7 protein-coding genes and 1 pseudogene are annotated in these 15,571 nt (G+C 73.9%); 5 read left to right on the top strand and 3 right to left on the bottom strand.

The window, feature by feature from the left end; translation table 11 throughout:
* Nucleotides 1–398 precede the first annotated feature (398 nt).
* Nucleotides 399–2,504 (top strand): asparagine synthase-related protein, encoded by a 2,106-nt coding sequence (locus ACIBNE_RS11405; protein ID WP_399271652.1) that lies wholly within the window; start codon nt 399–401, stop codon nt 2,502–2,504.
* A 469-nt stretch (nt 2,505–2,973) separates the two neighbouring features.
* Nucleotides 2,974–6,332, top strand: a pseudogene (locus ACIBNE_RS11400) (AfsR/SARP family transcriptional regulator).
* Nucleotides 6,333–6,432: 100 nt separating this feature from the next.
* Here ACIBNE_RS11400 and ACIBNE_RS11395 read toward each other — a convergent pair.
* Entirely contained in the window at nt 6,433–8,568 is a 2,136-nt protein-coding gene (locus tag ACIBNE_RS11395) for a sigma-70 family RNA polymerase sigma factor (RefSeq protein ID WP_399271298.1), read from the bottom strand.
* Between the two features lie 255 nt (nt 8,569–8,823).
* Entirely contained in the window at nt 8,824–9,615 is a 792-nt protein-coding gene (locus tag ACIBNE_RS11390) for a TetR/AcrR family transcriptional regulator (RefSeq protein ID WP_399271297.1), read from the bottom strand.
* A 338-nt stretch (nt 9,616–9,953) separates the two neighbouring features.
* Here ACIBNE_RS11390 and ACIBNE_RS11385 point away from each other — a divergent pair, with 338 nt between their 5' ends.
* Both ACIBNE_RS11385 and ACIBNE_RS11380 read left to right on the top strand, forming a co-directional pair.
* A complete protein-coding gene (locus ACIBNE_RS11385; protein WP_399271296.1) occupies nt 9,954–11,363 on the top strand; it encodes an NAD(P)/FAD-dependent oxidoreductase in 1,410 nt (469 codons plus the stop codon).
* A 158-nt stretch (nt 11,364–11,521) separates the two neighbouring features.
* A complete protein-coding gene (locus tag ACIBNE_RS11380; RefSeq protein WP_399271295.1) occupies nt 11,522–13,204 on the top strand; it encodes a SpoIIE family protein phosphatase in 1,683 nt (560 codons plus the stop codon).
* Nucleotides 13,205–13,246: 42 nt separating this feature from the next.
* On the opposite strand, the gene ACIBNE_RS11375 is transcribed toward ACIBNE_RS11380, so the two are convergent.
* Nucleotides 13,247–14,530, bottom strand: coding sequence for an MFS transporter (locus ACIBNE_RS11375; RefSeq protein WP_399271651.1), 1,284 nt, complete (start codon nt 14,528–14,530; stop codon nt 13,247–13,249).
* 126 nt (nt 14,531–14,656) lie between these two features.
* Between ACIBNE_RS11375 and ACIBNE_RS11370 the strand changes: the two genes are divergently transcribed.
* Nucleotides 14,657–15,193 (top strand): MarR family winged helix-turn-helix transcriptional regulator, encoded by a 537-nt coding sequence (locus tag ACIBNE_RS11370; RefSeq protein ID WP_399271294.1) that lies wholly within the window; start codon nt 14,657–14,659, stop codon nt 15,191–15,193.
* The last annotated feature ends 378 nt before the right edge of the window (nt 15,194–15,571 follow it).

Genomic DNA, 15,571 nt, shown 5'->3' with positions numbered 1-15,571 from the left:
CTCGTCCGGCGGAGGGGAGAGCGCTTCGATGAGTAGCGCGTGGGTCGGCCCACTGCACTGGACCCAGTGGGCTGGGGGACGCCGCCGCCTCAATCCCCGCGGGCGGCGGACCGGTCCGGGGGGCGAACAGCGCCTCCCGGACTGTGTGCAGACGCGTGCCGCAGCCCGCGAAGAATGGCTTGATATCGCCCCTCGGAGATGGTCTTCGGCCACCGAGGGGGAGGTGTGCACCGTCGCCAAATGGCCACGCCCGGGGGCGCGTTCACAAGGCGTGCACGCTACCCGGGCCCTCCCTGCGCGCCGTAGTCGTGGCAGCATGTTCCCCAACGGTGCGTGACGGCCGCCCGGACGACGAGGCCGTCCGCCCGAAGTTCTGTCCACAGGCTGTGGAGGCGGCGATGCGGTGGCTGGTGGGGTGGAGCAGCGTCGCCGCGAGATTCGGAGCGCCGGGCAGCGCGGGCGCGGTCGGCGGCGACGACGAGGGCCGCACCGTCCACCCCGTGGGCGCCCAACTCCTGTGGGGCGACCCCGATCCCCTCTGGGCCGTCGGCGACTGGCGGGCCGACGAGGTCCGCGTCACCTCCATCGAGGGCGCGCCCGACGCGCGCCTCGCCGTACTCGGCTGCTGCGGCGCCAGCGACGAACAGCTGCGCCTGGGCCTGTTCGCCGCGCGCGGCGGCGCCCTGCGCCACCTCACCGCCTGGTCCGGCAGCTATACGGCGGTGGTCCAGGTGGGCCGCAGGGTCACCGTCGTAGGAGACCTGGCGGGCGCCCGCCCCGTCTTCTACACCCCTTGGGCGGGCGGCACCGCCTACGCCACCGCGGCCCTGCCGCTCGCCGACCTCATCGAGGCGCAGCTCGACATCGGCCATCTGGCCGCCCTGCTCGCCTGCCCCGACACCCCGGAGGCGGCCGGCGACTCCACCCCGTACGAAGGCGTCAAGCGCATCCCGCCGGGCCACGCCCTCATCCTCCGCGAGGGCTCCCGCGAGGTCACCGGCTACGAACCGGTCGCCTCCCTCGCCGTCGCCGCGCCCCAACTCGACCCCGAGCGGGCCGTGGACGGCTTCCGCGACGCCCTCCTGGACTCCGTACGCGCCCGCCTCACCGCGCCCCGCCACGCCCCCGAGGCGGCCCCCGCCCCCGAAACGGGCCCCATCCCCGGCTGGGGCCCCGCGGAGCGCCGCGCCGCCCGAGGGGGCGGACCCGTCCCCGGGATCGGCGCCGACCTGTCGGGCGGCAGTGCGTCCGGCACCCTCGCGCTCCTGGCCGCCGGACTCCCCGGGCTGCCCGGCACCCCGCTCGGCCACGGCACGGGCGCGGGCGAACGCCTCGTCGCCGTCACCTTCAACGACCTCACCAGCCGCGGCCACGAACCAGAACTGGAACGGGCGGGCGCCATCGCAGCCAACCCGCGCCTGCACCACGTCGTCGTCGCGGCGGGCGAAGAGGCCCTGCCGTACGCCGCGCTGGAGAGCGGCCCGCTCACCGACGAGCCCTCGCCGTCCCTGGTCACCACCGAGCGCCACCGCAGGCGCCTGTCCGCGGGCAGCGCCGACCACTTCACCGGCCACGGCGCCCGCGAAGTCCTGGACGCGCACCCGGCGCGCCTCGCCGACCTCCTCATGGACCGCCGCCGACGCCACCTGCTGCGCCCCGCGACGGCACTCGCCAAGGCCGAACCGCCCTCCCCGCACGCGCTCCTGGTGCCCTTCACGCTCTACCGCGCGGCGCGCCGCCTGGCCCGTACGTCGTACCGCAGCGGCCTGGAGGAGGCGGCGGCGCACCTCGCGGCGTACGGCGAGACCGACCCTCCTTCGGGGCCGCTCGCCTCGTCCCTCGCGGCGCTCACGTGGTCCAGGCCCGGCCCCGCGGCGCGGTTCCTCACCAGTGAGGCGCTCGCGGAAGTATCGATACGTCTCACCGTCGCGGCGACCCGCCCCACCTCCGTGCAGCGGCCCGGAGAGGCACGCGCCCGCTCGGCCCTCGCGCGGCTCGCCGCGGACCACCGGATCCTCGAACAGGCCGCCGAGGTCCGCAGCCAGCGCGTCCACGCGCCCTTCCTGGACAACCAGGTGGTGCGGGCCGCGCGCGACCTGCCCGAGTCCCTGCGCGTCCAGCCCGGCGCCCGGCCCGCGATCCTGCGCACCGTGCTGGCGGGCGCGGGCATCCACGACCTGCCGTCCGGCTGGGGCGCGGCGTCACCGGTCTCCTCCTCGGTTCCCGCCCGCCTCGGCCTGCGCGCCTCCCTCCAGCCCCTGATGGACCTCTTCGCGGCACCGCTGCTCGCGGACGCGGGCCTCATCGACGCCCGTACGGTACGCAGGGCACTGCGCGCCGCGACGGAGGGCGAGGCGCTGGAGGGTCTGGCGGACCTGGTCGCGACGGAGCTGTGGCTCAACAGGCTGCTGGCCCGCAGGGGGACGTGCTGGACGGGGACGGCGGCGCCGCGGCAGAGGGCGGTGGCGGCAGGCGTGCCGCCGAGGCCGACGCTTCAGCGGTAGGTGGGGGGAGGGGTGCGGGGTCCTTTTGGGGTCCCGTTGCCTCGGGGTGCCGTCTTTTGCGCGGCATGGGGTGCGGGGTCCTTGTTGGGGTCCCGTTGCCCGGGGGTGCCGTTTTTTGCGCAGTTCCCCGCGCCCCTAGGGGGATGGGGTGATCCGGTCATGGGTTGGTTGCCCGGGGGGTCGGGGGCGCTCCAGGGTGCACTCCTCGGATCACGAGCCGTGGCCGTTTCTAGTCCTGGATAACCCGGGTCTTGGCTCGTGCTCCTGCGGGGAGCACCCTTCCGACCCCCACCCCGGGGTACCCATACGATCCCGGTGCGAACGGGCCCCGTCAGGGGCGCGGGGAACTGCGCGAGGGTGGGGCACACGCGCAACGTACCCACGCACCCCGGGCGGGCCCGCCACCCAGCCCCCGCCCGGCCCGCCGCCAGGCGAACCGCCCGCGGGGCACGGGCCCCACAATGGCCCCGTGCAGTACCTCATCCTCGGCACCACAGAAGCGCACGACGCCCACGGCACCGCCATCCCCCTCGGCGGCCCCCGTCTCCGCGCTCTGCTCACCGCCCTGGCCCTCCGTCCCGGCCGCCCGGTGGCGGTCCACGAGCTCGTGGACGACATCTGGGGCACGGACCCCGCCGACCCCCCGGCCGACGCCCCCGCCGCGCTCCAGGCCCTCGTGGGCCGCCTGCGCCGCGCCATCGGCAAGGACCGCGTCACGATGACGCCGGGCGGCTACCGCCTCACCGCCGCCCCGGCCGACGTCGACCTGTACGAGTTCGAACGCCTCGCCCGAGAGGGCGCCGACGAACTCACCGCGGGGCGCCCCGATTCCGCCGCCCGAACCCTGCGCACCGCCCTCGCGCTCTGGCGCGGCCCCGCGCTCGCCGACCTTCCCGAGGCCAGGGACCAGGCCGTGCGCCCCGAGGCGCGACGCACGGCTGCCGTACGGCACCGCATCGAGGCGGACCTCGCGCGCGGCGCCGTACACGGCCTCGTACCCGAACTGCACGAACTGGTCGCGGCCCACCCGTACGACGAGCCCTTCCACGCCCAACGGATCCGCGCCCTGCGCGCGGAGCACCGCACGGCCGACGCCCTCGCCGCGTACGAGCACGCGCGCCGCACCCTCGCGGACGCGCTGGGCACCGACCCGGGCCCGGAACTCAAGGAACTCCACCGCCAACTGCTCGCCCCCGAGCCCGAGCCCGGCCCCCGGCCCGCAGGCCACGCCCCCGGGCGACCGCGAGCCGAAGGACCGACCCCCATGCGCCCGCCCCCCTCCAGGGCAACCTCCGCCCCCGTCTCACGAGCTTCGTCGGCCGCGAGCCCGAGATCGCCGCCATCCGCGCCGCCCTCACCGCCGCCCGCCTCGTCACCCTCACCGGGCCCGGCGGATCGGGGAAGACGCGGCTGGCCGAGGAGTCCGCCGCCGCCCCCGACCACCCGGTCGCCTGGCTCGCCGAACTCGCCCCGCTCGACGACCCGTCCGCCGTGCCCGCCGCCGTGCTCTCCGCGATAGGACTGCGCGAAACCGTGCTGACGGCCCGGGAGGAGGCCCCGGTCCAGGACGACCCCGTCCTCCAGCTCGTCGAACACTTCAAACGCCGCCCCGCCCTCCTGGTCCTGGACAACTGCGAGCACGTGATCGGCGCGGCCGCCGACCTCGCGCAGACCCTGCTCACGCGCTGCCCCGGACTCCGCGTCCTCGCCACGAGCCGCGAACCCCTCGGCGTACCGGGGGAGTCGGTGCGCCCCATCGAGCCGCTGCCGCCGGACCCCGCGCACCGCCTCTTCGTCGAGCGCGCCCGCGCCGTGCTGCCCGGCCTGGACTCCGGCACCGCCCCGGCCCGCGAGGCGATCGCCGAGATCTGTCGTCGTCTGGACGGTCTGCCGCTGGCGATCGAGTTGGCGGCGGCCCGGTTGCGGCACTTGACGCTGCGGCAGATCGCGGACCGTCTGGACGACCGTTTCCGGTTGTTGACGTCGGGGAGCCGTACGGTGCTGCCCCGGCAGCAGACGCTGCGGGCGGTGGTGGACTGGTCGTGGGAGCTGCTGGACGCGGACGAGCGCCGTGCGCTCGCCGCGCTGTCGGTCTTCGCGGGCGGCTGTGACCTGGCGGCGGCGGAGGCGGTGACCGGGTCCTTCGCGCTGGACCACCTCTCCTCGCTCGTCGACAAGTCCCTCCTGGTCGCCGCGCCCGCGCCGGACGGCACCGGGATGCGCTACCGGATGCTGGAGACCATCCACGAGTACGCGGCCGAGCGCGCCGCCGAGGACCCGGCCGCCCGCGCCGCCGCGGAACGCGCGCACGCCGAGCACTTCACCGCCCTCGCCGAGACGGCCGATCCGCTCCTGCGCAGCGAGCGCCAACTCCCTTGGATACAGCGGCTCGAAACCGACCTGGACAACATCAGGGCGGCGCTCCACCGTGCCGTGGAGGGCCGCGACGAGCCGCTCGCCACCAGGATCGCCCTCGCCATGGGCTGGTTCTGGTGGCTGCGCAACTACCGGTTGGAGGGCGACGCCTGGCTCGCCCGGGTCGTCGCGCTCGGCCCCGACCCCGAGCTGCCCCCCGGCTTCGACGACACCACGCGCTTCGGCGCGGGCTCCACCGCACGGGCCCCCGGGGAGCCGCGGGGGCCAGGGGGCGGGGTGCCGGACCCGGGGGAGACCGACCCCCGCTTCTGGCCCCGCATGCGGCTGCGCATGGTGCAGTTCCACCTGATGATGGAGACCGCCCCGAACCACGACATGAAGAACCCCGAGAGCCAGGCGCTCATCGCCAGGGTCTTCACCGTCTTCGCCCGCCCCGGCCGGCACTCCGCGACCTTCCCCGGCCTGCTCTGGCCGTTCGCGGCCTTCGTCTCGGGCGTGCCGGGCGTCGTCAAGGCCTACCTCGACGCCAGCGTCGACAACTGCCGCGAGTACGGCGGGGACTGGGAGCTCTGCACCTCCCTGATGCTCCGCGCCCACGTCGGCGTGGACACCCCCGGCGGCCTCTTCCAGGTCGACCGGGACCTCGCCGAGCTCGCCGAACTCTCCGGCCGCGTGGGCGACCGCTGGATGCGCGCCCAGGTGGCCTCCGCGATCGCGGAGGCGGCGATGACGCGCGGCCACAGCCAGGAGGCGCGCGCCGCCTACGAGGAAGGGCTGCGCCTCGCACTGGAGATCGGCGCGCACGGCGAGCGCACGTCCCTGAAGGCGCGCCTCGCCGAGGTCGACTTCCGCGCGGGCGATCTGGAGAGCGCCGAACGGCTGCTGGAAGAGACGGCCGTGGACGCCGAACAGTACGGCGTACAGGACATGCACTCCTTCACGCGGTTCCTGCGCGCGGCCATCGCCCACGAGCGCGGCGACAGCGCGAAGGCCAGGCAACTGGTCCAGGAGGCCCGCCGCGACCTGGCGTTGGGCACCCCGCCCGCCCACTTCGTCGTCATGCTGGACGGTCTCGAAGGCGCGGTCGTCGCGGCCACGGGGGAGCCGAAGGAAGGGGCGCGGCGGATCACGCGAGCCCTGCGCGACGCGCACGTCCACAACTGCGCCGAGATCTTCACCGCCCATCTCGCGGAGAACGCCGCGGCCGTGCTCACCGTGCTCGGCGAGCACCGCGTGGCGGTGCGCCTGCTGGCGGCCGCCGACTCCTGGCGCGTGACGGGCGACTGTCCGCGCTTCGCCATGGAGGAGAACCGGGTGCGCGCGACGGAGGCGGGCCTCAGGGAACGGCTGTCGACGGAGGAGTACGAGGAGGAGCGCGCGAAGGGGGCCCGGTTGACGGTCCAGGAAGTGGACTCGCTCCTCAGCGCCGTACTCGGCCTGGACGACGAGTGACCGTTCGGCTCCCCAGCCGTAGGCCTTCGGCTCCCCAGCCGTAGGCGTTCCGCTCCTCGGCAGTGGGCGGTCCGCTCCTCAGCCGCAGATGACGCGTTCCTCAACCACAGGTGATCTGTGACTGCGCCCAGTCCGCCATCGCCACCGTGTCGAACGGCGTGTGCGACTCCACCACGAGCCGGATCTTCTTCTGGCCCCTGATCCCGACCCGCACCGGCACGGCCGGGTCGCCGCCGCGCACCACACCGGACCGCCACAGCCGCGTCCCGTCCCCGCCGTAGACGGCGAAGCGCACCGCGCCCAGGCCCATCGTCATGTCGTCGATCCCGGCCATCGCCTCGTAGGTGGAGCACTGGCGGTTCAGCTCGATGGTCACGGAGGAGTCCGAGTGCACGGTCACGCCGTGCGCGTACCGCACCTCGTTGATCGACATGCCCCGGCGCTGCCAGACCCAGCTGCTCTCGCCGAGCACCAGCTCGGGACCCGTGTGGTCGCCGAAGATCGAGTAGCCGAGCCGGTTGACCTGGTAGACCGCGGGCTTGGACGGCGGAGGCGGAGGCGGGGGAGGCGTGGGCGTCGGCGTGGGCCGCGGCTTCGGCGCGGACGGCGTGGGCGTCGGCTTGGGCTTCGGCTCGGGCGCCGGAGGGGTCGGCGTGGGCGTGGCCCTGGGGGTGGGCTTCGGCCGGGGCTTGGGCGGCTCGGGCGCGGGCTCGGGCGCCGGGGCAGGGGCCGGGGCAGGAGGGGGCGGCGGCTTGGGCTTCGGCTTGGGCACGACGGGCGCGGGATCGGCGGACTGCACGACGGGCGGCGGCGCGGCGTGCGGCTGTTCCGGCGGCTTGCCGTCGCCGCCCGTGAGCGCCCACGCCGCCGCGGTGGCGGCGGCGGCGACCACGGCCGCGATACCGATCTTCACGGGAGTCCCGACGCCCTCGGCGGCGGCGGCGCCGCCCGTCGCGCCCGACGTCGCCCCCGAGCCGCCGCTCGCCGCCGCGGCACCCGCGCCGGCGCCCGCGGCGCCCGCCGCGCCCACGCCGCCGACCAGCAGCCCCGCGCCCTTCGCGGCGCCGCCGACCCCGAACCAGCCGATGACCGCGATCGGCACCAGCGCCGGAATCCCGGTGTTGACCTGCGCCAGCTCGCCCGCGGCCTCGCGGCACTTGGCGCACTCCTCCAGGTGCTTGCGCAGACCGCGCTCGGCGCGCATCCGCAGGCCGCCGCGCGCATAGGCGCCGAGCCGGTCCGCGTACCGCGCGCAGTCGCCGCCCGCGGTGAGGGCCTGGCTCACGTGCGCCTGGAGGTAGGCCTGCTTCAGGCCCTCCCTGGCGCGGCTGGCGAGCACGGCGGTGGCGTTGGCGGTCAGTCCGAACAGCGGGGCGACCTCGCTGGGCGACTCGTCCTCGACGGTGGTGTGCCACAGCACGGCCTGCCAGCGCTCGGGCAGCGAGCGGAACGCCTGCATGGCCATCGACCGCTCGGCCTCGTGCATGGCCCGCACGTCGGCGCCCAGCTCCAGGGTGTCCTCGTCGGACACCTCGGACGAGGAGGAGCGGGCCGCCTGGTCGGCGAAGAGCGCGAAGTCCTCGACCAGCTGTTCCCGTTTGGCGGTCTTCGTCCAGGCCGCCGCGACCCGGCGCACGGTGGTCAGCAGGTAGGCCCGCACGGCGTACTCGGGGCCCGCCCCGCCGCGCACCGCCTGGAGGGTGCGGGCGAACACCTCAGCGGTGAGGTCGTCGGCGGTGTGCCCGTCGCGGCAGCACGTACGGGCGTAGCGGCGCACGGCCGCCGAGTGGCGCCTGAACAGGGCCTCGTACGCCCCGTCGTCGCCGCCGCGCATCAGCTGGATCAGTTCGGAGTCGGGGACCTGCTGGTCGTCGGACTCCTCGCCCTGCTCGTCGGGCAGCCCCTCCGACGGCCCGTCCGGTCGTCCGCCGGGCCGCCCGTCCGTCCGGGGCGCCGGCCGGTAGTCGCTGCGGTAGTCGGGCCGCTCCCGGGGCGGCTGGTCGTCGAGCGGCTCGCCGGTGACGCCCTCGCGCTGCGCGGGCACCTGGCCCGAACCGCTCCACGGGCCGGGCAGGACGGTGCCGCCCCCTTCGAAGCCCGACGGGTCCGCCGGGTCCGAAGGGCGGGACGGGTCCGCGGCGGGCCCCTGGGGCGTACCGCCCTGGCTGGGCACCTGGCCGTGCACCTGGGCGTCGCCTCCCTGGTGCGGCTCGTCCCGCTGTCCTTCACCGCTCATAGCGGAAGCCCCCGATGCGCACCCTCAGACCAGACCACGGGCCAAGAGTGCCACGGACCGCGACCGCACCAGACCCCCCGACCGGCCAATCACTCATCCGGGGAGACTTACCGAATCGGAGCACTACCGGTCACCCATTCGGGGAAGGCTGGGTGCTCCGAACAGACGAGCGGGACGTGCTCCGGTACGGGGCGGAATCCCGCCCTCCGTCCGTCGCACGCCCCGCCCGTCCACGCTCCGAGGTCCGACCAGCGGCTACGACCCCTGCGAGGGCCGCGACCGAAGCCCCTCCAGCAGGATGTCGAGCAGTCGCGAACTCGCGGCCGCCTGCTGCGCCGGGTCCGGCAGCGAGGGCGCCGCCGTGGCGATCACCAGCAGCACGTCCGCCACCGTCACGTCCGGGCGCAGCTGCCCGGCCTCCCTGGCCCGGTCCACCAGCCTGCCGACGACCTCCAGCAGCTCGGACGCGCCCGCGTCGTCCAGCTCCGCGTCCGGCGCCGGACGCTGCCCGACGACCCGCAGGTCGGGTCCTGGCTGCTGCCGCTGCTGCGGCACGCGCGCCTCGTCGGCCCTGACGTCGAGCCGCTCGCCGTCCTCCGCGTCCACGCCCACCCGCAGCACCTGCGGGGGCAGCAGCCGTCCGGCGCCGGACGCCACCGACGTGCGCAGGAAGCGGGAGAGCGCCGACCAGGGCTCCTCCTCCTGCCCCAGCGCCGTACGCGCCTGCTCGGTCAGCCGGGAGGTCTCCTCCTCGGCTATGCGCCGCACCAGTACGTCCTTGCTCGGGAACCGTCGGTAGACGGTGCCGACACCGACCCGCGCTCTGCGGGCCACGTCTTCCATCGGCGCCCCGTAACCCAGCTCGCCGAACACTTCGCGCGCGGCACGGAGCACGTGCTCCAGATTGCGCTGGGCGTCGACCCTGAGCGGTGCCGAGCGGACGGTCTGTCCCACTCCTGCGCGTCCGTTCCCTTCGGCGGCCGCGATCGGCCCCGTCTGCGTTGCGGCAGCACCCTGCCAATGCGGATGCGAATCCTGAATGTGCATAAGCGTTCCCCCGGTAATGACGGCCTCCCCCCGGAGACCTCCCCGCTCTGACATCCGGGGCCGTTCGGATCCCCTTTCGGATCCGACACCCCCGAGAGGTACGAACATAGTTGAGCCCAGGTCAATACAGAAGGGGGGAGTTCCGCACAGTGCGCCCCCCGATCGGAGCAAGGACCGGAACCTTCCCGTTTCCACCCTCCGCCCTCACCCGCCCCGCCCATCGTGACCTGCGCTCCTTTCCCACCCGTCCGGGCCGTCACCCGAGGGGTTCAGGCCAAGGGGGGACCCAACATCTTGTCGGGCCTGTGGACAAACGGCCGTACCCGTTGCGTCATGGGATGGTGAAGGAACCCGTGCGCATTCTCGTTGTCGGCGGCGGCTACGTCGGGATGTACACCGCGCTCCGGCTCCAGCGGAAGCTGAAGCCGGAACTCAAGCGCGGCGAGGCCGAGATCGTCGTGGTCACTCCCGAGCCGTACATGACCTATCAGCCGTTCCTGCCCGAAGCGGCGGCAGGCTCGATCTCCCCGCGCCACGTCGTGGTGCCGCTGCGCAGAGTCCTGCGGGACTGCCGCATCCTCATCGGGGAGGCGGAGCGGATCGACCACGCCAAGCGCACCGTCACCGTCACCACCCTCGCTTCACCCGAGGACGGGACGGGCGCGGTTGACGTCCCGTACGACCATCTGGTTCTCGCACCGGGTTCGATCTCCCGCACCCTCCCGGTCCCCGGCCTCGCCGACTACGGCATCGGCTTCAAGACCGTCGAGGAGGCCATCGGGCTGCGCAACCACGTCATCGAGCAGATGGACATCGCCTCCTCCACCCGCGACCCCGCGATCCGCGACGCCGCGCTCACCTTCGTCTTCGTCGGCGGCGGCTACGCGGGCGTCGAGGCGCTGGGCGAGCTGGAGGACATGGCCCGCTACACCGCGCGCTACTACCACAACGTCAAGCCCGAGGACCTGAAGTGGGTCCTCGTCGAGGCGACCGGCCGGATCCTTCCCGAAGTCGGCGAGAAGATGGGCAAGTACGCGGTGCGCGAGCTGCGCAACCGCAACATCGACGTACGCCTGGACACCCGCCTCGACTCCTGCGAGGACCGGGTCGCCGTGCTCAGCGACGGCTCCCGCTTCCCGACCCGCACGGTCGTGTGGACGGCGGGCGTCAAGCCCGCGCCGATCCTCGCCGCCACCGACCTGCCGCTCAACGAACGCGGCAGGCTGCGCTGCACGGCGAAGCTCACCGTCGACGGGGTGGAGAACGCCTGGGCGGCGGGCGACGCGGCGGCCGTGCCCGACCTCACCGCCGAGGAGCGGGACAAGGAGTGCGCGCCCAACGCCCAGCACGCGGTGCGCCAGGCGAAGGTGCTCGCGGAGAACATCGCGGCCGCGGTGCGCGGCAAGCCGCTCAAGGAGTACCGCCACGCGTACGTGGGCTCGGTCGCCTCGCTCGGCCTGCACAAGGGCGTCGCGCACGTCTACGGCCGCAAGCTCAAGGGATATCCGGCCTGGTTCATGCACCGCGCCTACCACCTGAGCCGCGTCCCGACCTTCAACCGCAAGTGCCGGGTGCTCGCCGAGTGGACGCTCGCCGGCCTCTTCAAGCGCGAGATCGTCTCGCTCGGATCGCTGGAACACCCGCGCGCCGAGTTCGAATTGGCGGCGGGCGGCCGGGGAAAACCCGGCGGGCCCGGCGGACCCGCCGGTCAGGGCCCCGAACGGGCCGGACGCCCCGACGACGAGTAGCCCGGAACCGGCCCCGACGGGCCCCGGAAGCGGGTGGCGGCAGCAGGCAGCGGGCGGCTGTCAGTGTGCTCGGTCACACTGGACGTGTGACCATAGGTGGAACCACACCTGCACAGAGTGATCCAGCCAAGCAGCGACACCACGAGGCAAGTAGATCCGTGAACTTCACGCGTTGGAGCGCCCGGCTCCCCGGAACACAGCGCCGCGCCGCCGCGCGGAACGACCGAGGTTCCGTGCCCGCGGCGCGCGGAGAGTACGGCAAGGAGGCCGAAGGCCCCGACCCGTCGGCCGACGGCACGCCCGCCGCCCCAGGAGCCGGGGCGAAGCGCGGGCGCGGCGCCGCGCCCGCGCTGCCGTCGCTGGAGGCCCTGTCCGTACGGGAGATCCTGGGCGGCCTCCCCGCCCTGGTGGCCCTGGTGTACGGCCCCGAGCACCGCGTCGCGTACGTCAACGACGCCTACGCGGCCGCGTTCGGCGACCGCCCGACCGGCGTCCCGGCCGCCGACGCGATGCCCGAACTGACCGAGATCGGCCTGCTCCCGCTCATGGACCAGGTGCTGCGCAGCGGCAAGCCGCGCACGGTCAAGTCCCGCCGGATCAAGGACAACGGCTCGTACACCGTCACCTGCACGCCCACCGGCACGTCCGAGGGTGGCGGCGTGCTGATCCACGCCGCGGACGTCACGGACCACGCGGACGCCGCCGAGCGGCTGCGGGCCAGCGAGCGGCGCCACCAGGAGACCGCCGTCACGCTCCAAAGATCCCTGCTGCCCCAGGAGTTGGAGCAGCCGGACGACCTCAGGGTGGCCGCCACCTACCAGCCGGGCGGCACGGACGCGGCGGTCGGCGGCGACTGGTACGACGTGATCACGCTGGGCGCGGGCCGCACGGCGCTGGTCATCGGCGACGTGATGGGCCGGGGCGTGCGCGCGGCGGCCGTCATGGGCCAACTCCGCACGGCGGTCAGGGCGTACGCCCGACTGGACCTCCCGCCGCACGAAGTGCTCCAGCTCCTGGACGGCCTGGCGTCGGAGATCGACGCGAGCCAGATCGCCACGTGCGTGTACGCGGTGCACGACCCCAACGAGGGCCGGCTGGTCTACGCGTCGGCGGGCCACCTGCCGATCCTGGTCCGCGCCGAGGACGGCACGGTCGAGCGCGCCGCCGAACCGACGGGCCCGCCGCTCGGCACGGGCGGCTGGATCCACACCTCGGGCACGATCGGCCTGCCGCCCGGCTCCACGGCCGTCCTCTACACGGACGGCCTGGTGGAGCGGCGCAGCCAGGACATCGACGAGGGGGTCGCCGACCTGGCGGCGGCGCTCTCCGGCGCGAAGGGCTCCCCGCAGGTCGTCTGCGACCGGCTGCTCCGCTCGATGGGCGTCACCGCCGAGCACGACGACGACGTGGCGGTACTGGTCCTCCAGCACCCCGCGCGCACGGGATCGCGCGCGGAGCTGTTCCACAACGCGGCGCTGGACCTGCTCGGCGGGGTCGAGGCGGCACCGCGCGCCCGCGCCTTCGCCTCCGGGGTCCTGGCCTCCTGGCGCTTCTCGCCCGACCTGCACGACCTGGGGGTCCTGGCGACGAGCGAGCTGGTCGCCAATTCGCTCCAGCACGGCACGCCCCCGATGCGGCTGCGGCTGCGCCGCACGGACCGCCGCCTGATCATCGAGGTGACGGACGGCGACGACCACCTGCCGCGCCGCCGCCGGGCGGAACCGGCGGACGAGGCGGGCCGCGGGATCTCCATCGTCGCGACGATCGCCTCGTCCTGGGGCAGCCGCCGCACACCGGGCGGCGGCAAGGCGGTCTGGTGCGAGTTCGCCCTGCCGCGCTGAGGCACGGCAGGGCGAATCCGAAGGGGCGGGTGGGACGGTGGCCTAGGCGGCAGCCACCTTCTCGCCCTCCCCGGCCGGCTGGTGCACGGCCACGACCCGCGACTTCGCCGCGAGCGCCGGGTGGTCCTGCGCGGTGGTGAGGCCCTTGCCGAGCCGCAGCGCCAGGAAGGTGATCCCGAGCGAGAACAGGATGAAGGTGACGATGTACGGCCCGTGCAGCGTCGCGCCCATCGGCCCGCCCACGAACGGGCCGAGCGCCAGTGCCATCTGCTTGACCAGCGCGAACGCCGAGTTGTACTGACCGATCATGGACTCGGGCGCCAGGTCGGCGACCAGCGGTGCCACGGTCGGCGACAGCATCGCCTCGCCGAGCCCGAAGAGCGCGTACGTGGAGATGAAGGCGGCCGTCGCCATGGCCTGGCTGCCGTGGCCCAGGCCCGCGTACCCGGCGAAGATCCACGCGACGGTCCAGATGAGACCGACGGCGGCGATCACCCGGGTGCGGCGGCGCCGCTCGACGAACCGCAGCACCAGGAACTGCGCGACGACGATGACCGCGGTGTTGGCGGCCAGCGCGATGCCGAGCGTCGAGGGCTCGATGCCGGCGGCCTCGGTGCCGTACGCCGCGAGACCCGACTCGAACTGTCCGTAGCAGGCGAAGAACAGCACGAAGCCCAGCACGCACAGCTGCACCATCGCCTTGTGCCCGAGCACGGCGCGCAGGCCGCCGCCGCCCTTGCCCGCGGGGCGGGCCTCGCCGATGGAGGCGCCCTGCGGCAGCTTCACGGACAGCGCGATGGCCGCGAGCACCAGGAACATCCCGGACTCGATGGCGAAGAGCAGGGTGAAGGAGCCCGGCCGGTCCTGGTCGACGATCTGCCCGCCGAAGAGGCCGCCGATGCCGAGGCCGAGGTTCTGCAGGAAGAACTGGGTGGCGAAGGCCCGGGTGCGGGAGGCGGCGCCGGAGCACCACACGATCATCGTGGCGAGCGCGGGCTGCATCACGGCCGTACCGGCACCGAGCAGCGCGGCCGACGCGACGACGGCGACCAGGTTCGAGGCGAGCCCCAGGCACATCGCGCCCACGGCGGCCAGCAGCGCGGCACCGACCAGCACGGGCAGCGGCCCGCGCCGGTCGATGACCCGGCCGGTGAAGAGCAGGGCGACGAGCGCGGCCAGGGCGAAGACGCCGAGCACGATCCCGGCCCAGAAGGAGCCGAGGCCGCGGACCGTCGCCACGTAGACGTACAGATACGGAACGGTGAATCCGAGTCCGAACGCGCTCAGCGCGTTCCCCGCCTGGATCCGACGCATCGCTGCGCCCATCGCCTTGGTCACACTCACCTCAACCCTGAAGACCTGAAGCCCGAAGACTTCAACAGTAAAGTTAGAACCTTAACAATACACACAGAAGGACTTAGACGCCAACGCGTCCCGTGCCATACTCCGGACATGCCTCATCAGGAGCCGACGCTCGACGAGCAGATCGCCGCCTATCAGCGGGAGTTCCGGGACCTCGACCCCCAGGTCGAGAAGGTCGTCTCGGCGCTGGGCCGCCTCAACCGCCGCATGAACGTCGCGTACGGCCGCCAGGTCGCCGCGCTCGGCATCAGCAACGCGGAGTGGGAGGTGCTCAAGCACCTGGTCCTCTCCGGAGCCCCGTACCGACTGGGCCCCGGCGAGCTGGCCAAGCGCCTGGGCCTCACTCCGGCCGCGATGACCCACCGCATCGACCGCATGGCGGGCGAGGGCCTGGTCACGCGCGACCGCGACGAGAACAACCGGGTGCGCGTCATCGTCGAGCTGACGGACGAGGGCCGTACGAAGTGGCTGGAGGCGATGCGCATGGCGACCGCCTTCGAGGAGGACCTGCTCCAGGACCTCGGCAGCGAGGAGCGGGGCGCGCTCGGCGAGATGCTGATCCGCCTGCTGCGCAGGGTGGAGCGGGACCAGCCGGACGCCGGCGGCCGCCTCAACGACCTGGACTGAGTACCGGCCCCGGGGGCCGCGGAGGGGGGTTGACACCCCCCTCCCGAGTCCGTAAGGTTCTTCGAGTTGTCACGGGGCCGGAACGGTTCTGCGACAGCCGATCCCGCCGCTGAAACGCGGCAACCAAACTCTGCACGATCTCCCACCGGAGACAATTTCGGCATGCCGAAATTCAATTCGAGGCTCGATTATGAGTCGCCCGGGAAATCCGCTAGAGTTCGGGAGTCGGAACGGCCCAACAGCCGGGAAGACAAACCCCGCTGACTGGGAATCAGGCCCGAAAGGATCTGATAGAGTCGGAACCGCCGGAAGGGAAAGCGCGAAAGCGCCGGACCGGAAAGCACCGAGGAAATCGGAACCGGAAACGGTCTGATAGAG

The sequence above is a fragment of the Streptomyces sp. NPDC050504 genome, assembly GCF_044458065.1.
In the GTDB taxonomy this organism is placed as follows: domain Bacteria; phylum Actinomycetota; class Actinomycetes; order Streptomycetales; family Streptomycetaceae; genus Streptomyces.
This window is presented reverse-complemented; position numbering and strand designations above follow the sequence as displayed.